Here is a 26,139-nt window from a genome sequence, read left to right on the forward strand (position 1 = left end):
GTCTAACTTTTTTGCTTATTTTTTTAAAAGTCCTTCCTTGACCAGATAATCACGCGCGACGTCTTCTGCTTTTTTGCCTTCAATGCCAACTTGATAATTCATCTGGCTCATCTGACTTTCCGTAATTTTGCCAGCCAGCTTATTGAGAATACCTTCCAACTCAGGGTGTTTTTCTAGCAATTCAGCCTTCAGGAGAGGGGCACCTTGATAAGGAGGGAAAAGGTGCTTATCGTCTTCTAAAACTTGTAAATCATAACGCGCAAGTTCTGCGTCAGTCGAATAGGCATCCGTGATTTGAATATCACCCGACTGAATAGCTTGGTAGCGAAGGGCTGGCTCCATGGTCGCTACATTAAGATTAAGGCCATATAGAGATTGCAAACCCTTGTTCCCATCTTCACGATCGTTAAACTCTAGGGTAAAACCCGCTTTGAGCTTATCCTGAACCGTCTTAAGGTCAGAGATGGTTTTAAGATTGTATTCTTTGGCGATACTCTTAGGTACTGCGATAGCATAGGTATTTTGATAAGCCATCTGATTGAGCAAGACTAGATTGTCCTGTTTTTTGATTCCATCACGTGCTGCTTCAAAAACTTCTTCAGCATCATTGCTGACCTTTGGAGCAGGCTGCAAGAGAGTTCCAGTAATCGTACCGGTAAACTCAGGATAAATATCAATATCACCTTTTTTTAGAGCTTGATAAAGGAAGTCAGTCTTCCCAAAATTAGGTTTGACTGTCACAGTCATATCCGTATTTTCCTCAATGAGAAGTTTATACATATTCATGAGAATTTCTGGTTCTGGACCCAATTTCCCAGCAATAACCAGATGATCCTTCTCCTGCTTGGGAAGCAGACTCGGTGTGTAAGACGCGCCGAGGCCGAGGATTAAGACCGCAAAAGCTGTAAATACCGTCCGAAGCTTAGCCTTTTCCATCCATTTAAGAAGACTGTTGAAAAGAATAGCCAAAACTGCAGATGAAATAGCTCCAATCAAGATCAGGCTGGCATTGCGACGGTCAATTCCTAGAAGGATAAAGGAACCTAGTCCACCAGCTCCGACAAGGGCCGCTAAAGTTGCTGTCCCGATAATCATAACCGTTGCTGTCCGGATTCCAGAAACGATGACGGGCATAGCTAGAGGCAGTTCAAACTTTTTAAGTCGCTCCCACTTGGTCATCCCAAAGGCGATTCCAGCTTCTTCTAAACTAGGATCAATCCCATTCAAAGCCGTGACAGTATTTTCTAAAATCGGGAAAATAGCGTAAATCACCAGAGCAGTCAGTGCCGGCAGTGTACCAATCCCCATAAGAGGGATAAAGAGTCCCAACAAGGCCATTGAAGGAATGGTTTGAAAGATTCCTGCAATTTGCAGCACCCAATTGGCTGCCTTTTTGTGACTATGAAGATAGATAGCGAGCGGAATGGTCAGGAAGATGGCCACTAGTAAGGTCAGAAGAGATAGCTGGAGATGTTGCCCTAAGGCTGCCAACCATTCGCCAAAGCGCTCCTGAAAGGTAGAAAACAAATTAGCCATGTTGAACACCTCCAAATAAATCTGCTACGAAGCTGGTCGCAGGTGCAGATAGGATTTCCTCAGGTGTCGCCACTTGACGAATCTCCCCGTCCTGCAAAACAGCAATCCGATTCCCCAACTTTAAAGCCTCGTCCGTATCATGGGTCACAAAGATTGTCGTCATCCCAAACTGGTCATGGATACTCTTGGTCAAGCTCTGCAATTGCTTACGCGAGATGGCATCAAGAGCAGAAAAAGGCTCATCCATCAGCAGAATTTTGGGTTGGGCGATAATGGCACGGACAATGCCCACCCGTTGCTGCTCACCACCTGACAGCTCACTCGGCATACGCTGAGCATAGTCTTCTGCAGGCAAGCCTACTAGGTCCAGCAATTCATCGATCTTCCGCTGAATCTCTGCCTTGCTCCATCCTTTCATTTCAGGAATGAGAGCAATATTTTCAGCCACAGTTAGATTTGGAAAGAGGGCAATCGCTTGTAAGACATAGCCTGTAGAAAGACGTAGCTCACGCTCATCATAGTCCTTAATTCGCTTGCCATCCATATAGATATTTCCATCTGTTGGCTCTAAAAGACGGTTAATCATCTTGAGCATGGTCGTCTTACCGGACCCAGAAGGACCCACTAAAACCATAAATTCACCATCCTCAATCTGTAAGTTGACATCTCTCAAGACATCCTTTTCTGTATAGCGTAGCGCTACATTTTTATATTCAATCATTCTTTGTCCTCAATTTAAAACTTCCCTCGGTTGGTCAAGTCTTCTACCTTAGGCATGACTTCTTTATTGTCCCAATGCTCTACAATCAATCCATTATCATCCAAAACGAACGGTTCCATTGTAACACTTGTGATTTCAACTATCAAGAATTTTGTTCTATTTAGAAATAATTTTAAACTGGGTAAAGAATTTAAAATTAAAGTTTCAAACTAAAAAACCCAGTGTAAAGAGGAAATCCTCTCCCACACTGAGCTTCTTTTTATCTTAGTAATATTCACCCTGACGGTAATCCCATGAGTTGAAAGTATCGGACAGGTGCATCATGATTTTGTCAATGTCTAAGCCTTTGCGGATGACCACTGGTGCTGGTGAGATGGAACGTTGCCCACCTTGTTCTGGAATCAGTTTTCCATCCTTGTCAACCATAGAGACCATAACACCTTGCTCGTAGCGAGTTTCAATGGTCTTGTCTGGCTGGATAGAGGCTACATAGTCATCTGCTTCAATGACTAGGTCAACAGCATTTTCGATGCGCTCGCCAATTCCTTCGACCTTGCCGCGGTTTCCTTTACCAGATGGGTTGGCTGAGGATGCATAGACCATCTTTCCTTCTTCCCAAAGCTTAGCTGCCAGCTGCTCGCCCGCCTTACCAAACTTAATAACAAAACAGCTAGTGCCACGAACATCTGTCATCAGCTCTTCCCGACCGTCACCATAAGCTTTGAGCTTTTCAAAAGCTTCTGGCTTCCATGGAAGGATACAGCCCAAGAGGATATCTTCATCCCAATGCTTTTGATAAAAAGCTTCAATTTCCGGATTTAGCTGAGCTAAAGCACGGAGCTCATCCATACTGCCACAGAGGACAACACCTGGCTTATTACGGTTACGAGCCTTAGCTTCGAACTTACGCTCCAAGCCAGCTTTATCGCTGGTCATGATGATGTAACCCACCTTGGTCGGGCAAACGATACAGCCGCCATCGCCTTTTAGGATGTCATAACCTTCTTGTGAAAGCTGTCCGTTCCATTGAATGTGTTTTGTCATAAGTTTCTTCCTTTTCTATTAAATTAAGATTTATTTTACCATATATTTTTATCGGAGACAAGGTTTTTTCAGAATTTTCTCAATATAGCAAAAATAAGGTTACTGCCAATAAGATGGACGATTTTTTTCATATTCTGTAATCAAATCCTCGTACTGCAGCGTAATGCCGATGTCATCCAGACCGTTGAGGAGCTTGTGCTTCCATTCTCCATCAATGTCAAAGGAGAATTCTCCCACCGGTGAAAAAATCTTCTGCTGCTTCAAATCCACAGTCACTTCATCCGTTGGATTTAGATTCGCCAAGGCTTGCCGAACTTCCAGTGGCTGGACGATTGGTAGCATACCGTTGTTAAGCTCGTTGTTGTAGTGAATGTCTCCAAAAGATCCGGCAATGACTACCTTGAAGCCATAGTCAGCCAAGGCCCAGGCAGCGTGCTCCCGAGAGGAACCAGCCCCGAAATTATCCCCTGTAATCAGAATAGTCGCCTTGCGGTACTCTGGTCTATTAAAAACGAAATCAGGATCTTCGGTGTACTGATTGTCCAGATAGCGCCATGCGTACATGAGGTACTTGCCAAAACCTTTTTTATCAATCAACTTGAGAAACTGCTTGGGCAAAATTTGGTCCGTATCGATATTATCGTTCATGAGGGGAACCGTTGTCCCCGTGTAGATTGTAAATTTTTCCATAAACCTTCCTTACTGGACCTCCGGTAGCTGGCGGACGTCTACAAATCGCCCGGCAATGGCTGCTGCTGCTGCCATGGCAGGACTGCAAAGATGGGTCTTAGCTCCAAATCCCTGCCGATCCTCAAAGTTCCGATTGCTGGTCGAGGCACAGTGGACTCCGTCTGGCACCTTATCTGGATTCATCCCCAGGCACATGGAGCAGCCAGGATCGCGCCACTCAAAACCTGCATCCATGAAAATTTTATCCAGTCCCATCTTTTCAGCAGCCCGCTTGACCGGACGAGAGCCTGGTACGACGATAGCTGTCAGATTGGGAGCGATATGTTTGCCATCAACAAACTTAGCTGCCAGCTGCAAGTCACTAAGCCTGGCATTGGTGCAGGAGCCTATAAAGATATAACCTAGGTCAATATCTTCTGCTTTCTTACCCGGTGAGAGGTCCATGTAATTGTAGGCCCGCTCATCGTTCATGTCACGTATTTCTGGGAAAGCCGCGCCGAACTCAACTCCCATAGAAGGATTGGTTCCCCAAGTCACCATAGGTGCCAGCTCGGAGACATCAATCTCAATGACCTTATCATAGACAGCATCAGGATCACTTACTAGAGTCTTCCAATCAGCGACCGCTGCCTCAAAATCCTTGGGAGCGCCCGGCCGTCCTTTAACATAATCATAAGTCTTCTGATCGGGGTTCATAATGCCCATCTTAGAGCCAAACTCTATGGACATATTGCAGATGGTCATGCGCTCTTCCATGGTCAGATGGTCAATCGCATCCCCAGCATACTCGACCACATGACCGACACCTGCAGCCACACCATATCGGGCAATCAGAGCGAGGATAAAGTCCTTAGAATAGACACCTTTAGGTGGCACTCCGGTAAATTTTACCAGCATTTTCTTAGGCTTGACCTGCCAAATGGTCTGCGTGGCAAAGACGTGCTCCACCTCCGAAGTACCGATTCCAAAAGCAATAGCTCCAAAGGCTCCGTGAGTGGCCGTGTGACTGTCACCGCAGACGATAAATTTGCCTGGCTGAGTCTTGCCCGTTTCGGGTCCAACCATATGAACAATTCCCTGCAGTTCCGATCCGTGAGCCGCATGCTCGATGCCAAAATCCTTAACATTCTCAGAAAGTTTATCAATCTGAGCCTTGGAAATCACATCCCGGATATCATAGATATTAACCGTAGGAACATTATGGTCAAAGGTCCCAAAGGTCAAATCCGGCCGTCTAACTTTGCGCCCTGCATCTCGAAGACCTTGAAAAGCCTGAGGGCTGGTTACTTCATGAATATAATGCTGATCCACATACATCAGCTGGGGCTGGCCTTCTTCACCAGTTATCAGATGCCTTTCCCACAGCTTATCAAAAATCGATTTTCCAGCCATACTAGCTTCTCCATATGTAATACAAAATTCCGATTTCCACTATTATTCCGCAAATCCAAACCAACCAGAAATACCATTTTCTGGTCTTGTGGTGAAAGAGACGACCGCCTAATAGAGCGCCCAAACCTCCGGCTGCCAGAGCTGACAGTAGCAAAGTCTTCTCGGGAATGCGGTAGTGATTTTTCTTAGCCTTTCGCTTATCCCAGCCATAAAGCAGGAAGACGCTAAGGTTCCATAGCAGGCAAATACCCGTTAATATCCATTTCATAAGTTATTAATAATTGCCTCCGTCATTTGAGCTGTTGTCGCCTGACCGCCAAGATCTCGGGTAAAAATCCCTTGAGCTAAAGTCTTTTCAACCGCTGCTTCAATCGCCTCTGCAGCCTCAAGCTCTGCAAAACTATCCCGCAGCATCATGGCTACAGAAAGTATCATGCTGATAGGATTGGCAATACCCTGCCCTGCAATATCTGGAGCCGAACCATGGATAGGCTCGTAAAGACTTGGCCCAGCAGCCGAATGACTGGCCGATGGCATAACTCCCAGCGTCCCTGACAAGACACTGGACTCGTCTGAGAGAATATCCCCGAAGAGATTTTCTGTTACTACAACGTCAAACTTAGCAGGATTAGTAATCATGAGCATCGCAGCGCTATCAACAAGCTGGTGCTCTAAGGTCACATCTGGATAATCCTTGGACACTTCATCTGCCACTCTGCGCCAGAGTTTGGATGTTGCTAGTACATTTTGCTTGTCGATACTGGTCACACGCTTTCTACGTCCACGCGCAATATCAAAGGTCTTACGGACAATTCGATCCACCTCTTCATAGCTGTAGTCGTTGATATCCCGCGCAGATTTATCCTCCAAAATATGCTCACCAAAGTAAATCCCACCAGTGAGCTCGCGCACGACCACGAAGTCCACACCAGCAATACGCTCTGCCTTCAAAGGCGACAAATGCTTAAGAGCATCAAAAATCTTAACTGGGCGGATATTGGCATAGAGTTCAAGCTCCTTGCGCAGAGCCAGCAAACCTTGCTCCGGCCGAATTGGTGCATCATCATACTGGGGGCTGCCGATAGCTGCTAGGAGAATAGCATCCGCCTCCTTGGCCGCTTCTAGAGTAGACTGAGGCAGAGGATGACCTTCCGCATCAATACCAGCACCCCCAAAAGTTTTCTCTGTGACATGATAGGTAAAAGCAAACTTGTCCGCAACAGCAGCTAGCACTTGGAGACCGGCTTCCATGATTTCTGGGCCTATACCGTCACCCGCCAGAGCTACAATTTCTTTTGTCATAGTCACTTCCTTCTAATTATTTGCAGGCAGATCGCGATAGGATACCTGATGACCGATTTCACCAGCATTTTCCTTTTGCACAAAGGTATTGGCATGGATATAGGCAATGGCGCTGGCTTTAAGAACGTCAAAATCAATACCAGAGGAGTTGAAAATCGTATCAGTGTCGGTATTTTCAACAGCTACCAAGACGCGAGCCTGAGAGTCAATACCATCTGTCACCGCCTCGATGTTATAAGACAAAAGCTGGACAGACTGGTTAAAGAATTGGTCAATGGCATTGAAAATGGCTTCAACGCTTCCTTTACCTTCTGCCACACAGTTAATTGTCTCACCATCGCCATTAACCAGCTGCACATCCGCTGTGATGGTATGGTCGTCATTGGTAGTCAGCTGCAGATCATCAAAGTGGAATCCTTCAGGATTTTCGACTGTCGTTCCGGCTATCAAAGCTCGAATATCAGCATCTGTGACTTCATTTTTCTTATCAGCTAAGACCTTAAACTTAGCAAAGAGATCATTAATTTCAGATTCCGCAAAGTCCAGAGCCAGTTCTTTGAGTTTTTCGACAAAGGCATGGCGGCCAGACAGCTTGCCAAGCGGCAGTGAATTGCTCTTGACTCCAACCAGCTCAGGTGTGATGATTTCATAGGTCAGTGGATTCTTAAGAACACCATCCTGATGGATACCGGACTCATGAGAGAAGGCATTGCCACCAACGACCGCCTTGTTCTTAGGCACTGGAATACCTGAGAAGCGGGATACCAGCTCAGAAGTGTTGATGGTTTCATTAAGGACGATATCCGACTCAACCTGATAATAGTCTTGACGAATCTCCAATGCAACTGCTACTTCTTCCAATGCTACATTTCCAGCCCGCTCACCGATTCCATTGATAGTTCCCTGAACACGACCAGCACCGTGCTTGATAGCCGTCAAAGTATTGGCCGTTGCCATACCAAGGTCATCATGACAATGAACACCAAATACAACCTTATGATCAGAAGTCACATTTGCCACTAGGTAGTCGAAAATATTTGCAAACTCTTCCGGAGTAGTAAAGCCGACTGTATCTGGAATATTGATATAAGTCGCACCTGAATCCACTGCTGTTTGTACCACCTGAAAAAGGAAATCCAGCTCTGTTCGTGTCGCATCCTCTGGTGAAAACTCGACTATATCGAACTTGGAGCGAGCGTAGGAGACATGCTCTTTCACAGCATCTAAAATCTCTTCCTTGGACTTTTTCAGCTTGAACTCTCTGTGAATAGGACTGGTCGCAATGAAGACATGAATCTGTGGATGCTTGGCATCCTTGAGCGCTTCATAGCAGGCGTCAATATCGGACTTGACCGAACGCGCCAGCCCAGTAACAGAAGCTTTTGTGATGACTTTAGCAATCTCCTGCACCGCCGCAAAAGAATCTGGACTCGCAGCAGGAAAACCAGCTTCAATGACTGAAATACCCCACTTCTCTAACTGCTTGGCAATAGCCACCTTTTCCTTGATAGAGAAATTCACTCCTGGTGTCTGCTCACCATCCCGGAGGCTGGTATCAAAAAACTCAACTTTGCGTGTCATAGACAACTCCTTTTCTAAGATACATAGACCAATTAGGAAAAAATCTTCCCCAACTTCTAGGTCGTGTTCAATGACTGAGACGGTACGAGATACATTGATTTCAGAAAAATCAAGATATACTCCCACTCCCATCGCTCCTTTAGAATCCATTTCTTACCCATCGGAGCTTGAGGTAAGACAGGTGAAATAAAAAACATCTCACTTGAGGAACAAGCGAGATGTTGATTTACTCCCGCTTGGTAAGCCAAACAGGACTAATGCTTTTGCACTAGCCCGAGTAACGCAACAACAAAGCAAAGTTTGAAGATTGGGTTGACTTCATGTTTGACTAACTCCTTTTTGAGATGGTTTCTTATTGTTTAGTATTTTAGCACAGTATCATAGGCCTGTCAAGAAAAAGTCGATATTTTCTGAAAATTTTTAATATGCTGGATTATTTTTGGGGTTTATTAGCAAAAATACGAGGAAAAAAAGAAGCAAGGTAAGTCTCACTTCTTCCATTTTTTTCAGGAATCGCAACATAATCTAATTGCACTTTATTCATCTCCTCATATACTGGATACCTCGGAAAAGGAGAAAGGCTGTTAGAATCAGGGAAACAAGCCAGATGGTCTTCAGGAGGTAAAATTGAATCAGATAGGTAGAGATGATGGCTCCGACAACAAAGCTTGTTAGTAGCCCCACAAAGAAAAGGCCTTCTTTCAAATCTTTCCCTTTCTTGTTTCGAGCATAGTTGCCAAAAGCTACCATGGTTTTCTTGATATTCCCCGTCATAAAGGAGTTGTTATAGACAATGCCGTCTACCTCGCCAAAGGCAGTCGCCACCACACCCATGCAGAAAGCTAGTGGCGGCAAAATATAGAGCTGGGGCACATTTGCTGGCAAAAATCCAGCGACAGTTGTCGTCAATATCAAAGGAAAAACGCTGGACAGTCTGCGCCAAGAATGTTCAAAATGATGCTGAAAAACAGTCATCAGAAAAATCCCCAGCATAAAAGCCAACATAGTTGCCAATTTAACTTCGATTCCTCTTGTCTCTTGATTGATGAGCTCAACCGAAAGGAAAACGACATTTCCCGTCTGACCTGCCACCAAGGTCCCTCCCCTTTCAATGAAGGTATAGGCGTCGATAAATCCTGCACAAAAGGTCAAGAGACAGGCAAAAAATTTTGAACGAGAATGGAACTCTCTTTTTACAAATTGTTTCATAAATCACCTACAAAATAAGGGAGTGACCAGACTCCGAAAATCATAGATTTCAGTCCGTCCACTGCCCTTTGCTAAATTACATTTCAAAATTCTTGCAGCTACTGCGATTCACCAGATTCACAGACTTTTATTTCCTCAAATGACAGAGCTAGAAAGCTGCTTTTCCTAGCCTTCTCTGGCTTCCTTAAGGATTTTTTCAATCTTGGTCGTAATCAAGTCAATAGCCACCTTGTTAGAAGCTCCCTCTGGAATAATGACATCCGCATAGCGCTTGGTCGGCTCGATGAACTGATGGTACATAGGCTTAACGACACCTAAATACTGCTCAATGACACTATCCAAACTGCGGCCGCGCTCTTCCATATCTCGCTTAATCCGACGAATAATCCGCACATCATCATCAGTATCTACAAAGATCTTAATGTCCATCAAATCCCGCAGGCGCTGATCCTCTAAGACCAAAATCCCCTCAACGATAAAGACATCCTGAGGAACTTGCCGATAGGTCTTTTTACTACGAGTATGCTCCGTATAGTCATAAGTGGGAATATCCACCGGACGACCCGCCAAAAGCTCCTTGATTTGCTCAATCATCAGGTCCGTATCAAAGGCAAAAGGATGGTCATAGTTGGTCTTAACCCGCTCCTCAAAAGTCAGATGCGACTGATCCTTATAATAGGAGTCATGCTCAATCATGGCAATATTTTCATTTGGAAAATTAGCCAAAATTGCTCGAGAAACACTGGTCTTTCCGCCTCCGGAACCACCCGTCACACCAATAATAATAGGTCTATTTTGCATTATAAGCTCCATCTCTTGTTATCTTATCTATTTTACCGCAATTCATGTTATAATGAAAGAGCTAAAATAAAAAAAGTACATGCTTAAAAATAGAAAAAAGGAGGTTTTTATGTTCAAACTTGGAATCATCGGAACAGGTTCTATTTCTCATGAGTTCATCAAGGCCGCTCACTCAACAGGCGACTATCAGCTGGTAGCTGCCTACTCTCGGACTCTAGTTTCTGCTGAGCGCTTTGTGCAAAACTATGAAAATACAGCCGTCTATACTGAAATGCTGGACTTTCTGTCGTCTGATCTTGATGTTGTTTATATCGCCAGTCCCAACAGCCTGCACTTCAATCATGCTAAGGTAGCTATTCTGGCTCGTAAGCATGTCATTGTCGAAAAGCCGGCAGTTTCCCGTCCCAAAGAATGGCGGGAATTGATCAAGCTGGCTGACGAGCACCAAGTCTATCTCTTTGAAGCTGCCCGCAACTATCATGAGCAGGCCTTTGATACGATTAGTGATTTCCTCAAGGACAAGACTGTCTTGGGAGCCAACTTCACCTATGCCAAGTATTCTTCAAAAATGCAAGCTCTGCTTGCAGGAGAGCAGCCCAACGTTTTCTCAGCTAAGTTTTCTGGTGGTGCTTTGATGGACTTGGGTGTCTATCCCATCTATGCGGCTATCAGACTTTTCGGCCATCCACGCTTCGCTCGCTACAGCGCCCAGCAGCTAGCTAATACGATTGATTTAAATGGTGCCGGCTGTCTTATCTATCCAGATTTTCAAGTTCAGATTCAGGCCGGTAAAAATATAAACAGCAATCTACCTGCAGAGATTTACACGGATCAGGGAACTCTGACTTTAGATGGGATTGAATTTATCAGCTCTGCTATTTTCCAAAGTCTGAACGGGCAAGAGGAGATACTGCCTATCAAGCGTGCTTCACACACCATGCTGGAAGAAGCTCAAGCTTTCGCGCGAGTGCTCAAGGGCGGACAGGATGCGGATTATGAGAAATGGTTGAATGCGGCAGCGGCTGTTCATGAAAGCTTATTTGCCATGCGCAAGGACGCTAGCATTAGATTTGAGGTTGATGATGATTAAGGAACAATTTCCCCTGAGCTGGCAAAATCAGCTGGCTCAGCTTGGCTTTGAAGATTTGACAGCTATTCAGAAGAAGATGTTTGAGCCTATTTCTGCAGGCGACACGGTGCTGGGAATCAGTCCGACTGGTACCGGTAAAACTCTGGCCTATCTCTTTCCCAGTCTACTCAAGCTGATACCTAGAAAAGCACAACAGCTCTTGATTTTAGCTCCTAATACTGAGCTGACTGGGCAAATCTTTGAGGTTTGCAAGACTTGGGCAGAGCCTTTAGGACTGACAGCTCAGCTCCTGCTCTCCGGTTCCAGCCAGAAGCGACAGATTGAGCGTCTTAAGAAAGGGCCAGAGATTATCATCGGAACGCCTGGGCGGATTTTCGAGTTGGTCAAGCTCAAGAAAATCAAGATGATGAATGTTGAAACCATTATTTTGGATGAGTTTGACCAGCTGCTCAGCGATTCTCAATATCACTTTGTAGATAAAATCACCCACTATGCGCCTCGTGACCACCAGCTGGTATATATGAGCGCCACCGCTAAGTTTGATCACGATAAAATTGCTGAAAACACTCTGGAAATCAGTATTGAGGACCAGGTTTTGGATAACATCCAGCATTTTTACATGCAAGTCGAAAAACGTGATAAGGTGGACCTGCTGCGCAAGTTATCCAATGTAGAAGATTTCCGTGGACTGGTCTTTTTCAACGCTCTGTCAGACCTAGGCAGCGCCGAGGAAAAACTCCAGTATCGTGAAGCCAACGCGGTTTCTCTAGCCAGCGATGTCAATGTTAAGTTCCGCAAGGTGATCTTGGATAAGTTCAAAGAACACCAGATTACTCTCTTGCTAGCTACTGACCTAGTTGCTCGCGGCATTGATATTGACTCGCTAGAATGCGTCGTCAATTATGAGCTTCCGCGCGATTTAGAAACCTATACCCACCGCTCTGGCCGAACCGGCCGCATGGGCAAGGAAGGCTATGTTATCACCCTCATCAGCCATCCAGAAGAGCTGAAGACATTGAAAAAATACGCTTCTGTTCACGAAATTGTACTAAAAAATCAAGAACTTTATGTAACGAGTTAAACTAAAAAAGCTTTGGAAATCTCATATTTCCAAAGCTTTTTGCTTTTACTCATTGCCAACAACGATTTCAAAAATCTAACCCCAAGGACCGTCTTAGTCTCTGCCGTAATAAATACGATGGGGCTCTAGCTGACCTTCCAGCAGCTCATCAACTGTCACCAGAGTATAACCGTTATTCTGCAGATACTGGATGACGCTTGGCAGAGCGTCAATGCTGGTCTGGTGAATATCATGCATGAGGATAATCGAGCCTGGCTGGGTTTTGGCAATCTCTTGCATAATGGCTTTAGTATTGCGTGTCTTCCAGTCTAGACTGTCCACATTCCACATGATAAAGGACTGGTCAACCGAATTTTGGATTGTAGCATTAATAGCTCCATAAGGAGGCCGCGTAATCGTTGGCTTGATGCCTATGACATTGTTAATAGCGGTCTGGGTATCAAGGATTTCTTTTTGGGCTGTCTCCAGAGGAAGTTTGGTTAAGACTGGATGGTCCCATGTATGAATCCCAATCTGATGACCTTCATTGTGCACGCGCTTGACAATCGCTTCATTACCAGCAATGTTTTGCCCAACCATAAAGAAGGTCGCCTTGGCAGCATATTTCTTGAGGATATCCAGAGCCTGCGGTGTTGTCTTAGAATCTGGACCGTCATCAAAGGTCAGAGCAACCATCTTCACATGCTTCTTAGCTTCAAAACTCTGATAAGCTGCCAAGTCATCTCCAGTCAGATAGTCCGCATTGATCTGGTCATAAAAGCTAGACAAAGGAACATCAATGCTGGTTAAGCCTTGCACTTCCTTACTCAGCTTAATAGAAAAATGGCTGTACTCATAACGGAAGGACCACTGACTCAACTCCGTTCCATTAAGGTTATTGAGAATTTCCGTCTGCACCGCCTCATCGGCCTGCCTAAAGGTCAGCTGGCTGGATATTTCGTTGATGAAGATTTCCTTAGCTGCATCGGGATCCTGAAAGACCTTATCCAGAGTGAAACGGCTGCCGTCTGCACCGAGATAGCTGTCAGCAACTTCCCGCTCTTCTCCTTTACTGATTTTCATCTCTTTGACATGATAGTCCTTGCGATGCACCAGTACTTCTTTGACATCCTTCAGGCTCGTTTCTTTTTCCTCAGCATAGTAGAAGGTCAATTCCTCAATCTTATCGCCCTTCTTCTGATTATCCTTAATCGTCTGGCTATCTGCGTCCATCTGCTCCTTGACGCTTGCCATAACCTGACCATCTAGCAGAGGATAAAAGGCCTCTACATAGTGGCTGCCAATCATCTTGCTCTGCTTTTCAGTATTTTCAGCATGGAAGGTCTCTTCTTGGATAATCAGCACACTAACCTTCTCTTGCAGTTCCTTTTCTTGGAAAATAGCGTAAATCTTTACAGCACCCAGAAATAGAGCAGCAACAAAAGCTAAACCGAGCAAGCTGAGAACAATGAGTGTTTTCTTACCGTGTTTCTTGTTATTTTGTCTTTTCATACACCTGTCCTAAATGAATAAAAATCATCATTTATCTTGCAAAGTTCACTGCAGCTAGATGTTAGAGACTCTTCTCACGAATGACTTCCACCTTGTAGCCATCAGGGTCTTTTACAAAATAATAATTAGGCGGGTTGCCAGGAAGACCCTTTGGATCTGTCACTTCATAGCCTTTGGCCTTGTGCTCAGCGTGCAGACCTTCCAAGTCTGGCGTGCTAAGTGCCACATGGGCAAAACCGTCCCCAATCACATAAGGACCATGGTCATAGTTATAGGTCAGCTCCAGCTCATAATCATCGCCTTCCAAACCTAGATAAACGATAGTAAACTGATAATCTGGAAAATCCTTGCGACGAAGCTCCTTAAAACCAAAAGCCTCTGCATAAAAAGCGATAGACGCTTCCAAATTCTCCACACGCAAACAAGTATGTAACATTTTTGATGCCATAATTTCACCTCATTCTTTCTTGTTTATTATTATACCCTATTTTGGGCAAAACTTATATTAAATTTTTAAAAAAGTAAATGGAAGTCAGGAAAAAGCAAGCCATTAAGGCCTGCTAAGAATTGTTTTTCAAAAAATGTTCAATGAAGTCGCCATACGAATTCCATTGAGGCATGGGAATGCTTTCTTTCTCAGCACTTCTTTTGATTTCAAAATATTGATCAACCCACTCGGCATAGCCTGAATGCATGTGATTTGTGACCATTTCGGCAACCAAAGGCTGACTCAACATGAACTTCATTACTGGGACCAAGAGAAATAGGGGCAGGGATAGATATTTAGTAGGTTTATAACGATGTTTAGGAATGCCATATCGCTGACAGAGTTCTAAACCTTCTCGCCAAGCGCAAATCATCTTTCGAATTGCTTTTTTATCTTTCAAGAGTGCATCAAAAGTCCCCGTTTCTGCAACTGCACCTGCCATTACCGCCTCCTGAAGGCAGTGAACCTTCATCCAAGAAGCCAAGTCAGGCATAGCATCAATGTCTATCCCACTAGCTGTGAAGATAGGAGACAACTCTGATGTGTAAGAATCATCATCAAGTAACGTAGCTTCTTTGAAAATGATAGCTTGGATCCGACCATCACTCTTTCGCCCTCCTCCAACAGAAGAAGGAAAAGCTAACGACACCTGCTTTCTGTCCAAATAAGAAGGAATCTTGGAGTTGATATTCCAGTTATTCTGTAAGATAAGTATATGAGATTTTTCCTTTATAGCCGCCAAATGATTCAATGCCTGCTCTAGTTGCAAACTATTTACCGTTAAGAGAATCAGGTCATAGTCTTGAGCAATGCTCGTCACCAACGGCGGCTGGAAATGATGTTCTTTATAGACCTGATCATCTTTCCTTAAATCTTTAATAGAAAGTGTGAAGCCTTGCTCTAAAGTCGACAGCTTATGCTCTCTAACTAAGACAGTAACTTGATGTTGATTAGACAGTAACCAAGCGTATGTCAAACCGATCGTGCCAGCACCATAAACCAAAATGTTCATATTAGGCCTCTCCCGCTATTTTACAGAACGCTTTTTCGTTTCTTTCAATAGCAGTTTAACTTCAAAGACCGTACCTTTTGGTTTGTTGTCCTTGACATAAATGGTGCCCTTGAAAGCATCGACAATCTGCTTGGCCAGAGAAAGTCCCAGACCAAAGCCACCTTTCTGACGGGTCCGAGCCTTATCCACCCGATAAAAGCGATCAAAAATCTTCTTCTTATCTTCGTTGCTGATACCAGGTCCATTATCTGCTACCCGAAAGATGAGGTAACGATCGGTTGAAGCAGCCATAACACTGATTTCGCCGTCATCATCTGTGTACTTGATAGCATTGTCAAATAGGATAGTCATCAGCTGCTTGAGGAAAATTTGATCTGTCACAATGGGGTTCTTGATCATATTTTCTGAATGAAAAGCTTTTTTATTTTCCCTTGCGATAATGCAGTAATTAGCAAAGGTCGTATCAAAGAACTCCGGTTCTACCTCACCATATTGGGGCTTAATACCATCATCGCGACGAGCCAGATTTAGCAAATTGGTCGTCAGCAAGCGCATATTGCGCACTTCATCCAAGCTAGAAGCGATATTTTCACTGCTCTGCATAATTGTAGCTTCAGGCTTACGAAAGAGCGTCTCTAAGCGGCTCTGCAAAACAGCCAATGGTGTCCGCAGCTCGTGACTGGCATTTTCCACGAAAGCCTTCTGCTTCTGGATACTTTCCAGCAAGGGCTTGACACTCATCCGAGCCAGATAAATACTGGCAATCAAGGAAATCCCCCAAAAGCTGACCATAACCATGGCAATCAGTTGCTCATGCTTACCGCTAGTCTGCTCCAGCTGACTGATGCTAGTCATGACCACAGCATACTTGATATCTGGATATTCATTATTAGGGTCAATATCAAAGAGATAAGCCCGGTAGCTTTCTGTCTGGCCAAAGCTATTGCCAATCACAATTTCCTTAATCTGATTCAGATAGGACTTGTTAAAGTCCAAGGAATTAAAGTCCAGAAAGCCATCGCTCTTGCTGGTGGAAATATTTTTATAATTATCATCCAAAAGCAGGGCGAAAGTATTAGAACTGAAATTTGGCGTCGTCAGATTGTCAGGCTTAGGCTCTTCGTTTGGATCGCCATCTGGTTCTTTACTGCTTTTAGGACTTTTAGTGTTGACCTTATTGCTCGGATCAGACTGCTGACCTGTCGTCCGATAGGCCAAATCTGCTACCGAACTAGGATCATTACTCAGGTTTTTAAGATTTTCATCAACAGACGTATAAAGGCTGGAGCGCATAACCTGAATAATAATCAAGGTCATGGCTGAGAAGATTAATGTAAACAGCCCAAAATAGCGAATGAAATAAGAGAAATCATCCGCATAAAAGGTCTTCTTGATTTTATTCAGCATCTTTTAAAATGTAGCCGACACTACGAAGAGTATGCAAGTTTTTCGCAAATGTCGTTCCTTTCAGTTTTTTACGAATCTTGGAAACGTACACTTCAACAACGGAAACAGTGGTATCACTGTCAAAGCCCCACAGACGGTCAAAAATTTGGGTCTTAGGCAAGATTACATTTTGATTTTGCAGGAAATAAACCAAGAGGTCGAACTCTTTACCAAGCAACTCTACGTCTTTACCGGCTTTCAATGTTGAATTTGTGGATAGATTGACTGTCACATCACCATAAGAAAGAGTATTTTCGTTGAATTTACCAGCACGTTTCAAGAGCGCTTGGATCCGCATTTTCAGTTCTTCCAAATAGAAAGGTTTGGTCAGATAATCATCAGCGCCGAGCTCAAAGCCATGTCCTTTGTCATCCAAGCTTTCCTTAGCTGTCATGATGAGAACAGGGGTTGTGACTCCTTTTGCCCGAAGATCTTTCAGCACTTGAAAACCATCCTTTTCAGGAAGCATGAGATCCAGCAAGATAAGGTCATAAACACCGCTCTCTGCTTCATATAGACCTTCTTCACCATCAAAAACCTGCATTACATCTGCAAAATCATCCAAAAAATCAAAAACTGAGTTTGACAGTCCAAGGTCATCTTCTACCAATAGAATTTTAATCATCTTTCTTTCCTCCAATAAAACTTACCAAGATTATGTCTTTTGGTTTTTGTTTTATTTGCTATTCTTATTATATCATGACTTGGGTTCAAAATCAGTAAGTTTTTTCCTACGACTGCGACGTTTTATTTTCTTTTGTCGACTTATTATTGTTCTTGTCCGATTGTTCACTTGTGTTCGTTGAAGACTTTTTCTTGTTTTTCTTCCCGTTGTCATTTTGTTGAGCAGAAGAATCCTTGCTCTTATCCTTGCCAGACTGCTGACCGTCTTGAGACGGCATTCCTTGGTCTTGACCGTTCTGTCCTGAACCACCATCCTGCGGAGGCATGCTACTACCCGGTCCGCCGTTTTGACCATTCTGACCTGGTTGCGGAGGCATGCTATTTCCTGCATCCTGACCATTTTGTACCTGCTCCGGTGCTCCAGGCATAGTAGTTGGCTGTTGAATAGCTGATTGCTGACTGTTTGTACCGTGAATAGCTGTCGCAAGACCATAACCGCCCAGAAGTCCGACTGCTAGAGCACTACCCGTTGCAACCGTCAGCCGCCATTTAGTACTTTTTTCTACAACAATCATTTTTTCCATATCCATTTAATCTATCACCTTCTTTTTTTAAAATTTTTTCTGACTCATTCTATCAAGCAAGAAGCTAATGCAGCTTACAAGTCATCCAATACACATCCTTTCACTAGAATAGCATTATCATATATTTTTTTACTTAAACAGGACTGAATTTTTTCTTAAAAAAGGCTGAAAAGATAGGGAAAATGGAGCATGAAAAGGAATTTTCCCCAATTCTCTTTCTAAACTGGATGATATCAAAAATTTGCCCTAAAAAATCCTCAGTAAAAAAGACTGGGACGAAATTGTCTCAGTCTTGATTTATCATGTTCAAAAGCTCTTGATGCAGGAGCTACTTATCTTTTTACGACTCTTTATTAGAAGAACGGAAGCCAGCTGAAGCTAGCAAGACCGCAAAGCCAAGATAAGTGAGAAGAGAGCTCGTATTGCTTCCAGTTTTAGGCAGTTGTCCTTGAGAAGCTCTATCTTTGGTTTGGTAGCTGACAGATAGCTGCATCTTACTTGGTTGTTTACTTGCAGATCTTCGATACTGCCAAGTTCGGTTTGAAAGAGGCTCAAATTTCTGCGCTGTTTGAACAGTAATTTCTGCAGGAGGTGTTGAAACACTAACCTGATTGGATTCAATCCGGTATTGATTATTAATCAGTAAGCTGAAATGATTGGTATAGGTTCTGCCTGGATACAAGAGTCGGCCGACTGCTGCTGGAGCTAGAGTCTCGGTCGCAGTATTTAAGTCAGCATTGTAGCGCTCAAGCAGACCCGGTGCAGCAACAAAAGTCAAGACTCTGGTGCCCGGGTCATAAGAAACTTCATAACCAGGACTTTTCGCTCTAGTCGCTTCTAGATCCAATTCAAAACCTTCCGGCAGGCGATCTTCCAATACGAAAGAATGAATTGGCAGGCGATAAGCAGGCAAAGCATCCGTTACCAGATTAAGGACAGCAAAACTTCCCTGGCTAACCTCTTGTTGATGAATATTCTTCTTGGACTCATCCTCCAACTCTTCTCTGACTTTTAACTGGATAAAAAGCTGGTTATAGTGATAAGTTTGAGTCGGCGCTTGCGGACGGCTTGGCAAAGCTTGATAGCTAGGTTCAGCCGGCTTTTGAGGAAGCTCTTTATAGTTCGGATTGTCAGGCTCAGCAATCAAAGGAAGATCACTTTCTCTGACAGGTGACTGGGGCTCAGGCTGAAGAACTGGTTCTTGAGGGAGCTGTGGTTCCTGCAGATAGCTTGGCTCCTGAGGCAATTCCTGTAAAGCAATTTCTTCTTTATAAACAGGTGGTTTCGGAGCTTCTCCCATGCTTGCTTCAGAATCTTTTTGAGGTTTTTCTGGTTCCTTCAAATAAGATGGGAGCTGAGGTGCCTGTGGCAGTGAATCTTCGACCGGTGCTTGCGAAAGGCTCAGCAAGGACTGCTCCTTCTCATAGGTCGGATCTTCAACTGCAGCTGGCTCTGTCAATAGAGTAGGGGAGCTAGGTTCTTCTGGCAACTCCTGATAAACAGGCTTTTGAGGTTGTTGAGGCTCAGCTAGATAAGTCGGCTCTTGCGGTAAAACTTCCAAATCTCTTTCCGGTAGAGCTACTGGCTGCTCAGGCTGAGTTGGCTGAGGAAGAGGCTGAGTTTCTGTCGGTCTGCTAGGAAGTTCTTGATAAACCGGCTGAGCTGGCTCTTGCGGCAAAGATTGATAAACCGTCTGACTTGGAAGAGGCTGCAGTGCCTTGAGTTCTTCATAGGTTGGCTCTTGTGGTTGGGCAACCTCAGTCGGAGCGACAGGCTTCATTGGGACACCTTTAGCTTTAATATCAGAGTTAAAGACAAACCAAGCAGAACCCCGATTTCGCGAACCGATATCAAAAGAAATGACATCTCCCTGGGCTTTTCCTACAATAGCGCCATACCAGTTATAGGGACTGGTAGGCGTATCCCACTTATTATACTCAAAGCGAGAGCCTTCCTTCTCATGGTTAATAGAAATATCGGCATGAACACTGGTATCTGGGTGAATGTTAATAGCAGATCCTGTGATAGGAACATATTCACCATTAAAATTCTTGATGTACTCAATCGCAGCTTTATTAGTATTTAAAGATGAGAAGCTGACAAGCGAACCTGTCATATCAAGCCTTTCTCCAGCCTCATCGAAAAATTCCGCTTGGACATTGACTCGAGATTGGCCATGAAAATCCAAGGTCCATACAGTCAAGGTCGGATCCTTAACTAAGAAAACCGGCAGCTTATCCTGACTCTTCGTTGATTCTTTCAGAGTATAAGTATAGACAACTTTAGAGATTTTCTTGCCTTGAATACTGGAATTTTTGATATTGGTATAAGTAGCTACCAAAGGCACATCTTTTTGCAAAACGACTTTAGTCTGATGTTCTTTCCCTTTTAAAACACTGGTCAAAGCTCTCATTCCTGATTCATCCATTCTCCAAGAACGAACCTCATCAGTCAGCTCATCATTGGTATAGGTTCTAATTGATGGATCAAGTGTCAAGACAGCCTGGGGCTCAGATTTGAAAACAAAAGGCTGGCTTTCAACTTTGCTGAGATAGCCTTCTTCATTTTTCTTAGCCTCCGCTTCCTGCAACTCTCTCTCAAAAGTTACAAGAGCTGCATCATACTTAGTTTTGGCAGTATCATAGGCAGCTTTTGCCTTCTTATATTCTTCTAAGAGCTTATCATAGTCAGCTTTCAAGCGGGCATTTTTTTCTTTAATGCTTGCATTTTCTTGCTCAATCACTGCGTTCTGCGCTGAAATAGCTGCAAGGTTTGCCTCATAATCTTCTTTTAGTCTTTGATTTTCTGCTTCAATTCTTGCAAGATCTGCTTTGTAGGTCGCTAAGTCAGCCTGATAAGCAGCTAGTTTATTCTTGTTTTCCGTCTCAATCCGAGCAGTTTCTTCTTGGTAGGTAAGCAAGGCTTTCTCATATGCTTCTCGACTTTTCTGGTTGCTTTCGGTGATTCGAGCCACATCCTGCTCATATTGGGCTAATTGATTTTTATAAAGCTCTTGTTTTTCCTGATTTTGCTGACGAAGCTGGGCGTTTTCAGCTTCAATGGCAGCATTACGGGCTGTTACTTCTGCTTTTTCAGTCTCATAGGCAGTTTGCCGCTTCTTATTTTCAGCTTGAATACGCTCAAGTTCAGCTTGATAAGCAGTCAAAGCCACTTGATAATCTCTTTCTTTGGCATCATTAGCAGCTTGGATTTCAGAGCGATTCTTTTGATAATCTTCTAATTTGCTCTCATAGTCTTCCTCTGCCGCTTGATTTTTTTGGCGAATCTCAGCCAATCGCTCTTGATAAGCAGCTAAATCAGCCTGATACTGCTCCTTTAAGGCTGCATTTTTCTTCTGAACAGCTAGATTTTGAGCCTCAATCTCTTTGTTCTGCTTTTGGATTTTAGCTAAGGCTGTCTCATAAGATTGTTTAGCAGCTTGATTGGCTATTTGAATGCGTTCTACTTCCTGTTGGTAAGCCGTCAATTCTGACTGATACTGCTGCTCTAGCTCAGCATTTTCTTTCTGAACCCGAGCCAATTCTTTCTCATAGTCAGCCAAGGCAGCTTGATAAACAGCTTCTTTTTCTGTCTTAACCTGAGTCAGTCTGGAAACTTCAGCTTCATACTGCTTGACTGCTTCCTGATAGGCCTTTTCAGCTACCTGATTTCGTTCTGCAATGGCTGCATTTTCAGCTTGGGCTGCTTTGTTGTCAGCTGAAACCTGAGCAAGCTTTTCATCATAGCGACGCTTTGCTTGAGCATTCTTCTCCCGAGTAGCTTTCAGCTTTGTAGCATAGCTCTCCATAGCAGTTTGGTAGGCAGCTTTCGCTTGAGCATTTTCTTGTAAAATCCGTGAACGCTCCTCTTGATAGGCTGCTAAAGCTACTTGATAGGAGGCTTCTTTCTCTTGATTGATTTTTACTATACGGTTCAATTCTGCTTGATAAGCCGTCCGTTTCTGCTCATAGTCCGCCTCTAGCTGAGCATTTTCAGCTTGAATACGACTGGACTCTTGTTCATAGGAAGCCAGAGCCTTGTCATATTGGTCTTTCAGGGCTTGATTGGCAGACTCTTTCTGACTGAGTTCTTTCTCATAAGTCTTCAGTTGCTCTTGATAAGCTGCTGTGGTTTCACGTATTTCCTTGACTTGGGTCGCATAATCCGCTAGAGCTGTCTCCCGTTTACTCGCAGCTTCTTCTGGATTTCTAGCTGTTCCTAAATCAAAAGTCGGCTCCTGCTTTAGCTGAACTCCTGCTTTCTCGGCCTCTGCTAAAGCTTGGTCCAAATCCGCATGGGAGACCTCCAAGGGAAGCTTGTCTTGACTTACCGGCTCTGACTGAGCAGGGGCAGCAGTTGGCTGGGGTGCTTCGGTTGGCGAAAGAGCAGCTTCAAAAAGGGAAGACTGTTCTGCTGCTTCAGCTGCCTTTTCCTCAGCCTGAACCGACCCAGCAGCTAGCAACAAAGCCGCACCCAAAACAGCTCCGCACAAGCCCTTAGAAAGGCGGCTCTTGCGGAAGCCATAGACTATTTTCTTTTCCATTATAAACTCCATTTCTCCTTTAAACAGTTGCCTGTTTATTTCACATACTATTCTATTTTATCAAAGCAAAGCCATATTAGCAATGTTTAAATACTCAAAATGATAAAGAAAAAGCCTGAGATAGATAATATCTCAGACTTTCTAGTCATTATAATCAAATCCATTAGATTGCAGCTCGAATAGCTTTTTCCACTGCTTCTTTCTCGCGCTTCACCAGTTCAACACGCGCAGCGATTTCTTTGATTCCCATGCTGATGTTTCGGCTAATCGCCATATCGTCCAACTGCGGTTCAAAGAAGTCTTTGTACTCTGCTAATCTCTTCTCTGTCTTGAAGACCACTGCCGGGCTAATGACAAAGCTATCAAAGCTCATGTCGCCACCTAGCACTGACTTGATCCAGTCCCAATTCTCACGCGCCCAAGTCCACACTGCTTCTTGAGTAAAATCACGGCTGAGGAAACGGGCATACCAAGCTGACAAATCCTGCGGTTTCACAGTAAATTTATCCTTCCAAGTCGCTAAAAGTTCATCCAAGGTTTCCTTGTTCTTCGTATAAGAAAGGGCTGTAGAAAGGGCATTTTTGAAGCTTCCATCATTTGAAGCGACATAGAGTTCCAGATAAAGCTTAGTCAGCTCCTTGCTTTCATGATGCTTGATTTGGTTGATCAGCACCTGCAGGCGAATAGCGGCAGGGAGTTTTTCCAAATTTTCACGATAGCGGTCAAAGATCTGGCTTGCTTGAGCTTTAGCTGTCTCATCGTCCGCCTTAATCATATTACCCACAATCAGCTGGCGAACCATCTCATCCTCATCACTTTCGCCTTCCTGTTTTTCAAAACCAAGACGGTCGAAATTACTTTGACTGAGAACTTTCAACAGGGCTTTGTAATCTTCTTCTGTCTGACTGCCTTCATCCACAAAGCGATTCAACCCTTCTAGCACTTGGGAAACAGCTGAAACCACCATATAAGAAGTTTCGTTTGCCAGCTTACTGATGACTGGCAGCAGGTCCGCATAGGAAATCTTACCAGACTCTGCCAGAAGTCGACGCTCCTGCACGATTTGCAGTTTGCTGATATTGTCCAAAGAGCTGAGATTATTCAGAAGAGCATCCAACAACTCACCTTGATAATCTGTAATATAGTGAGCTGTGTTTTCTGTATTGAGACGCAGGGCTCCTTCATTTTGCGCTGCCAGGACTGCATAATTAGGAATTTCCAGTCTTTCTGTCGTCAGTGTATCAGGAAGTCCTTGCCAGTTGCTATTGAGCGGTACTGGCCAGAGGCGGCCCTTTTCTTCGTGCTCCCCAATGAAGAACTGCTTCTGCGTCAAAATCAAGCAGTCATTTTCGACCTTAGCAGTGACAACTGGATATCCCGGCTGCTCCAGCCAAGCATCCATAAAGGCAGCTACATCACGGCCAGTAGCTTGAGAAAGAGCGTCCCAGAGATCGCGACCGATGGTATTTCCATACTGATGCTTCTCAAAATAGACACCTAGCCCCTTACGGAAAGCATCGTCTCCCAGCCAACGACGCAGCATGTGCATGAGACGGCTACCCTTGGCATAGACGATCGCCCCATCAAAAAGAGTATTAATTTCATCAGGGTGCTTGACCTCTACATGAACCGACTGCACGCCATCTGTTGCGTCACGCTTGAGGGCATAAGGAGCCCCACTGGTCTGGAAATCTTCAAAAATCTTCCAGCTAGGCTCAATCGCATCAACTGAGACATACTCCATCATATTGGCAAAGCTTTCATTGAGCCAAAGGTCGTCCCACCACTTCATGGTCACTAGATTTCCGAACCATTGGTGGGCTAGTTCGTGTGCAACAACCAAGGCAACTGTCTGACGGCTCAGAGCTGTTGAATTTTCATCCACCAGCAGATAAATTTCCCGATAGGTCACCAAGCCCCAGTTTTCCATAGCCCCAGCAGAAAAGTCAGGCAGGGCCACATGGAGTGACTGAGGAATAGGGTACTTGACTCCGTAGTATTCTTCGTAAAATTCGATACAGCGAACCGCAATGTCCAAAGCAAACTCAAGATTGCTGGCTGGGTGGGCCTTGGTCGCATAGACTCCTACCAAGGTTCCATTCTTGGTTTTAGCAGTAATTCCTTGCATATCACCAGCAGCAAAAGCCAAGAGATAGGAAGACATACGTGGAGTCGTTTCAAACTTCCAAACGCCAGTTGTTTTGCGGTTTTCAACATCAATTTCCGGCATATTAGACAGGGCCAACTCACCCTCAGCTTGGTCAAATTTCAAAGCCAAATCAAAAGTTGCCTTAGCCTCTGGCTCATCCACACTCGGAAAGGCTTCGCGGGCAAAGTGGCTCTCAAACTGCGTAGAAATAATCTCTTTTTTCACACCATCTACCGTGTAGTAAGATGGGTAAATCCCGGTCATATTGTCCGTAATCTGACCAGTATAAGTTATTGTCACCACTACAGACCCAGCTGCTTCCAGCTCGATATAAAGAGCTTCATTGTCCTTATCAAGAGTGAAAGGACGAGCTTGGCCAGCCACCTCTACAGCTTCAACTGTCAAATCTTTTTGATGTAGGGAAATCTTACTCGTCTTAGCTTCTCCAGTAATGGTCACCTTGCCTGAAAAAGACTTGTCGGCACGATTCAGATCCAAAAAGAGATCATAGTGCTCAGGAACAAAAGTTTCAATAAAATGTTTAACTGCTTGCATCAGCTTCTCCTCATCTAGCGAACAACATGGCAAGATTACTCCGCCATACTTGTCCGCTTATAATCTGTTATTATTGTATCATATTTAGAAGATTTCGTTGCAGAATAAATGCAAACAAAAAGACAGGTAGGACCTGTCCATGAGGTTTATGAAAATGGAAGAAAGGTCAAGAGTTCTTCTTTTCTTTCTCAAGTTCCTCTAATTTTTTATTATAGATTCGATTTTCTTCGTGATAAGTTTTGTTTAGCCGTTCTTCATAACGCTGAATTTTTCTCTCGAAAATTTCTCTATTTTCTTCTATTTGTCTTAATTCATATGAGGGCACGGTATCAGGACTATTGCAACAAAAAGATAATATCCATTCGCTCATTTGCTCTGAAACATTTTTAGCTTCTCGTCTCATATCCTGATAATCCCATTCATACTCACTAACTTTCTTTCGAAACGCTATGTGATCGTCATTGAGACGATCGATCTTTTTCTGAATATCCATAAAGCCTCCTATAAGATAGGGCTGGTCAAACTAGGCTTAGGAACAGCGCCTAGTACCTCCTTGATTGAATCTGCTGCTCCACCTGTGAAAGCTCCAGATAAGTCAGCAGGTACTTGAGTAGAGGCAAAAGTTTTCATAGTCTCTGCTTGACTATCTAGCCAACTCTGCAAAGCTTGACTTTCTTCAAGAAGGACAGCTATTTTAGCTGAAATTAAACCACGAATAGCAATACGTTCCTGAATCTTTAAATATTCTTTTTTTATACGTTCGGCTTCAGCTCGATCTTCTGTATTTGGTTCAATCATGCG

General features: G+C 44.0%; 22 protein-coding genes and 1 pseudogene. 2 read left to right on the forward strand and 21 right to left on the reverse strand.

The window, feature by feature from the left end; translation table 11 throughout:
- Positions 1–15 precede the first annotated feature (15 nt).
- From ELZ47_RS06910 to udk, 11 genes and pseudogenes are all read right to left on the reverse strand, one after another.
- Positions 16–1,536 carry an ABC transporter permease/substrate-binding protein gene (locus ELZ47_RS06910; protein WP_126435659.1) on the reverse strand — a complete coding sequence of 507 codons (1,521 nt, stop codon included), beginning with the start codon at positions 1,534–1,536 and terminating at the stop codon, positions 16–18.
- Complete coding sequence (locus tag ELZ47_RS06915) at positions 1,529–2,257, reverse strand: ABC transporter ATP-binding protein (protein ID WP_126435660.1); 729 nt, start codon at positions 2,255–2,257, stop codon at positions 1,529–1,531. Before ELZ47_RS06915 ends, ELZ47_RS06910 begins: the two co-directional genes overlap by 8 nt.
- 14 nt (positions 2,258–2,271) lie before the next feature.
- Positions 2,272–2,355, reverse strand: a pseudogene (locus ELZ47_RS12090) (polyketide cyclase); the annotation flags it as partial.
- Between the two features lie 166 nt (positions 2,356–2,521).
- Positions 2,522–3,301 carry an L-threonylcarbamoyladenylate synthase gene (locus ELZ47_RS06920; protein WP_037618002.1) on the reverse strand — a complete coding sequence of 260 codons (780 nt, stop codon included), beginning with the start codon at positions 3,299–3,301 and terminating at the stop codon, positions 2,522–2,524.
- Positions 3,302–3,400: 99 nt separating this feature from the next.
- Positions 3,401–3,991, reverse strand: a complete 591-nt coding sequence (leuD, locus tag ELZ47_RS06925; protein ID WP_126435661.1) for a 3-isopropylmalate dehydratase small subunit — start codon at positions 3,989–3,991, stop codon at positions 3,401–3,403.
- Positions 3,992–4,000: 9 nt separating this feature from the next.
- A complete protein-coding gene (gene leuC / locus ELZ47_RS06930) occupies positions 4,001–5,383 on the reverse strand; it encodes a 3-isopropylmalate dehydratase large subunit (RefSeq protein WP_126435662.1) in 1,383 nt (460 codons plus the stop codon).
- Position 5,384: 1 nt separating this feature from the next.
- Entirely contained in the window at positions 5,385–5,651 is a 267-nt protein-coding gene (locus tag ELZ47_RS06935) for a DUF1294 domain-containing protein (RefSeq protein WP_126435663.1), read from the reverse strand.
- The gene (gene leuB / locus ELZ47_RS06940) at positions 5,648–6,685 is read right to left on the reverse strand and encodes a 3-isopropylmalate dehydrogenase (RefSeq protein ID WP_126435664.1); all 1,038 of its coding nucleotides are present in this window, start codon (positions 6,683–6,685) and stop codon (positions 5,648–5,650) included. The genes ELZ47_RS06935 and leuB overlap by 4 nt, the downstream gene beginning before the upstream one ends.
- A 12-nt stretch (positions 6,686–6,697) precedes the next feature.
- Positions 6,698–8,266, reverse strand: a complete 1,569-nt coding sequence (locus ELZ47_RS06945) for a 2-isopropylmalate synthase (protein ID WP_164549574.1) — start codon at positions 8,264–8,266, stop codon at positions 6,698–6,700.
- A gap of 540 nt (positions 8,267–8,806) precedes the next feature.
- On the reverse strand, positions 8,807–9,475 hold the full coding sequence (locus ELZ47_RS06950) for a YoaK family protein (protein WP_126435666.1): 669 nt from the start codon (positions 9,473–9,475) through the stop codon (positions 8,807–8,809).
- A 165-nt stretch (positions 9,476–9,640) separates the two neighbouring features.
- Positions 9,641–10,276 (reverse strand): uridine kinase, encoded by a 636-nt coding sequence (udk, locus tag ELZ47_RS06955; protein WP_049544376.1) that lies wholly within the window; start codon positions 10,274–10,276, stop codon positions 9,641–9,643.
- Positions 10,277–10,355: 79 nt separating this feature from the next.
- On the opposite strand from udk, the gene ELZ47_RS06960 reads away from it, so the two are divergent.
- Both ELZ47_RS06960 and ELZ47_RS06965 read left to right on the forward strand, forming a co-directional pair.
- A complete protein-coding gene (locus ELZ47_RS06960) occupies positions 10,356–11,366 on the forward strand; it encodes a Gfo/Idh/MocA family protein (protein ID WP_126435668.1) in 1,011 nt (336 codons plus the stop codon).
- On the forward strand, positions 11,356–12,447 hold the full coding sequence (locus tag ELZ47_RS06965) for a DEAD/DEAH box helicase (protein ID WP_164549576.1): 1,092 nt from the start codon (positions 11,356–11,358) through the stop codon (positions 12,445–12,447). The genes ELZ47_RS06960 and ELZ47_RS06965 overlap by 11 nt, the downstream gene beginning before the upstream one ends.
- Before the next feature lie 93 nt (positions 12,448–12,540).
- Here ELZ47_RS06965 and ELZ47_RS06970 read toward each other — a convergent pair whose 3' ends face one another.
- The 10 genes from ELZ47_RS06970 to ELZ47_RS07015 all read right to left on the reverse strand — a co-directional run bounded on the left by ELZ47_RS06970 (position 12,541) and on the right by ELZ47_RS07015 (position 26,136).
- Positions 12,541–13,938 carry a polysaccharide deacetylase family protein gene (locus ELZ47_RS06970; RefSeq protein ID WP_125332543.1) on the reverse strand — a complete coding sequence of 466 codons (1,398 nt, stop codon included), beginning with the start codon at positions 13,936–13,938 and terminating at the stop codon, positions 12,541–12,543.
- 61 nt (positions 13,939–13,999) lie between these two features.
- Positions 14,000–14,386 carry a VOC family protein gene (locus ELZ47_RS06975; protein ID WP_002895748.1) on the reverse strand — a complete coding sequence of 129 codons (387 nt, stop codon included), beginning with the start codon at positions 14,384–14,386 and terminating at the stop codon, positions 14,000–14,002.
- A gap of 112 nt (positions 14,387–14,498) precedes the next feature.
- Positions 14,499–15,437 (reverse strand): ketopantoate reductase family protein, encoded by a 939-nt coding sequence (locus ELZ47_RS06980; protein WP_125332541.1) that lies wholly within the window; start codon positions 15,435–15,437, stop codon positions 14,499–14,501.
- A gap of 15 nt (positions 15,438–15,452) precedes the next feature.
- Positions 15,453–16,844, reverse strand: a complete 1,392-nt coding sequence (locus ELZ47_RS06985) for a sensor histidine kinase (protein ID WP_002915424.1) — start codon at positions 16,842–16,844, stop codon at positions 15,453–15,455.
- A complete protein-coding gene (locus tag ELZ47_RS06990; protein ID WP_002909955.1) occupies positions 16,834–17,508 on the reverse strand; it encodes a response regulator transcription factor in 675 nt (224 codons plus the stop codon). The genes ELZ47_RS06985 and ELZ47_RS06990 overlap by 11 nt, the downstream gene beginning before the upstream one ends.
- Before the next feature lie 106 nt (positions 17,509–17,614).
- Positions 17,615–18,097, reverse strand: coding sequence for a hypothetical protein (locus tag ELZ47_RS06995; RefSeq protein ID WP_125332539.1), 483 nt, complete (start codon positions 18,095–18,097; stop codon positions 17,615–17,617).
- Positions 18,098–18,431: 334 nt separating this feature from the next.
- Entirely contained in the window at positions 18,432–22,646 is a 4,215-nt protein-coding gene (locus ELZ47_RS07000; protein ID WP_164549577.1) for a GbpC/Spa domain-containing protein, read from the reverse strand.
- 151 nt (positions 22,647–22,797) lie between these two features.
- Positions 22,798–25,338: a M1 family metallopeptidase gene (locus tag ELZ47_RS07005; RefSeq protein WP_126435671.1), complete on the reverse strand. Its 2,541-nt coding sequence runs from the start codon at positions 25,336–25,338 to the stop codon at positions 22,798–22,800.
- 166 nt (positions 25,339–25,504) lie between these two features.
- A complete protein-coding gene (locus ELZ47_RS07010) occupies positions 25,505–25,831 on the reverse strand; it encodes a hypothetical protein (protein ID WP_126435672.1) in 327 nt (108 codons plus the stop codon).
- Between the two features lie 8 nt (positions 25,832–25,839).
- Complete coding sequence (locus ELZ47_RS07015; protein ID WP_002904305.1) at positions 25,840–26,136, reverse strand: hypothetical protein; 297 nt, start codon at positions 26,134–26,136, stop codon at positions 25,840–25,842.
- Positions 26,137–26,139 lie beyond the last annotated feature (3 nt).

This window comes from Streptococcus sanguinis (genome assembly GCF_900635155.1).
Taxonomy (GTDB): domain Bacteria; phylum Bacillota; class Bacilli; order Lactobacillales; family Streptococcaceae; genus Streptococcus; species Streptococcus sanguinis_G.

What these genes read in the sequence shown, in the direction of transcription:
- ELZ47_RS07000 (WP_164549577.1), bottom strand. Translation starts at nt 22,646, where the DNA reads ATGGAGTTTATAATGGAAAAGAAAATAGTCTATGGCTTCCGCAAGAGC.
- ELZ47_RS06985 (WP_002915424.1), bottom strand. Translation starts at nt 16,844, where the DNA reads ATGCTGAATAAAATCAAGAAGACCTTTTATGCGGATGATTTCTCTTAT.
- ELZ47_RS07005 (WP_126435671.1), bottom strand. Translation starts at nt 25,338, where the DNA reads ATGCAAGCAGTTAAACATTTTATTGAAACTTTTGTTCCTGAGCACTAT.
- ELZ47_RS06910 (WP_126435659.1), bottom strand. Translation starts at nt 1,536, where the DNA reads ATGGCTAATTTGTTTTCTACCTTTCAGGAGCGCTTTGGCGAATGGTTG.
- ELZ47_RS06980 (WP_125332541.1), bottom strand. Translation starts at nt 15,437, where the DNA reads ATGAACATTTTGGTTTATGGTGCTGGCACGATCGGTTTGACATACGCT.
- ELZ47_RS06970 (WP_125332543.1), bottom strand. Translation starts at nt 13,938, where the DNA reads ATGAAAAGACAAAATAACAAGAAACACGGTAAGAAAACACTCATTGTT.
- ELZ47_RS06990 (WP_002909955.1), bottom strand. Translation starts at nt 17,508, where the DNA reads ATGATTAAAATTCTATTGGTAGAAGATGACCTTGGACTGTCAAACTCA.
- leuD (WP_126435661.1), bottom strand. Translation starts at nt 3,991, where the DNA reads ATGGAAAAATTTACAATCTACACGGGGACAACGGTTCCCCTCATGAAC.
- udk (WP_049544376.1), bottom strand. Translation starts at nt 10,276, where the DNA reads ATGCAAAATAGACCTATTATTATTGGTGTGACGGGTGGTTCCGGAGGC.
- ELZ47_RS07010 (WP_126435672.1), bottom strand. Translation starts at nt 25,831, where the DNA reads ATGGATATTCAGAAAAAGATCGATCGTCTCAATGACGATCACATAGCG.
- ELZ47_RS07015 (WP_002904305.1), bottom strand. Translation starts at nt 26,136, where the DNA reads ATGATTGAACCAAATACAGAAGATCGAGCTGAAGCCGAACGTATAAAA.
- ELZ47_RS06965 (WP_164549576.1), top strand. Translation starts at nt 11,356, where the DNA reads ATGATGATTAAGGAACAATTTCCCCTGAGCTGGCAAAATCAGCTGGCT.
- ELZ47_RS06945 (WP_164549574.1), bottom strand. Translation starts at nt 8,266, where the DNA reads ATGACACGCAAAGTTGAGTTTTTTGATACCAGCCTCCGGGATGGTGAG.
- ELZ47_RS06935 (WP_126435663.1), bottom strand. Translation starts at nt 5,651, where the DNA reads ATGAAATGGATATTAACGGGTATTTGCCTGCTATGGAACCTTAGCGTC.
- ELZ47_RS06950 (WP_126435666.1), bottom strand. Translation starts at nt 9,475, where the DNA reads ATGAAACAATTTGTAAAAAGAGAGTTCCATTCTCGTTCAAAATTTTTT.
- ELZ47_RS06995 (WP_125332539.1), bottom strand. Translation starts at nt 18,097, where the DNA reads ATGGATATGGAAAAAATGATTGTTGTAGAAAAAAGTACTAAATGGCGG.
- ELZ47_RS06920 (WP_037618002.1), bottom strand. Translation starts at nt 3,301, where the DNA reads ATGACAAAACACATTCAATGGAACGGACAGCTTTCACAAGAAGGTTAT.
- leuB (WP_126435664.1), bottom strand. Translation starts at nt 6,685, where the DNA reads ATGACAAAAGAAATTGTAGCTCTGGCGGGTGACGGTATAGGCCCAGAA.
- leuC (WP_126435662.1), bottom strand. Translation starts at nt 5,383, where the DNA reads ATGGCTGGAAAATCGATTTTTGATAAGCTGTGGGAAAGGCATCTGATA.
- ELZ47_RS06975 (WP_002895748.1), bottom strand. Translation starts at nt 14,386, where the DNA reads ATGGCATCAAAAATGTTACATACTTGTTTGCGTGTGGAGAATTTGGAA.
- ELZ47_RS06915 (WP_126435660.1), bottom strand. Translation starts at nt 2,257, where the DNA reads ATGATTGAATATAAAAATGTAGCGCTACGCTATACAGAAAAGGATGTC.
- ELZ47_RS06960 (WP_126435668.1), top strand. Translation starts at nt 10,356, where the DNA reads ATGCTTAAAAATAGAAAAAAGGAGGTTTTTATGTTCAAACTTGGAATC.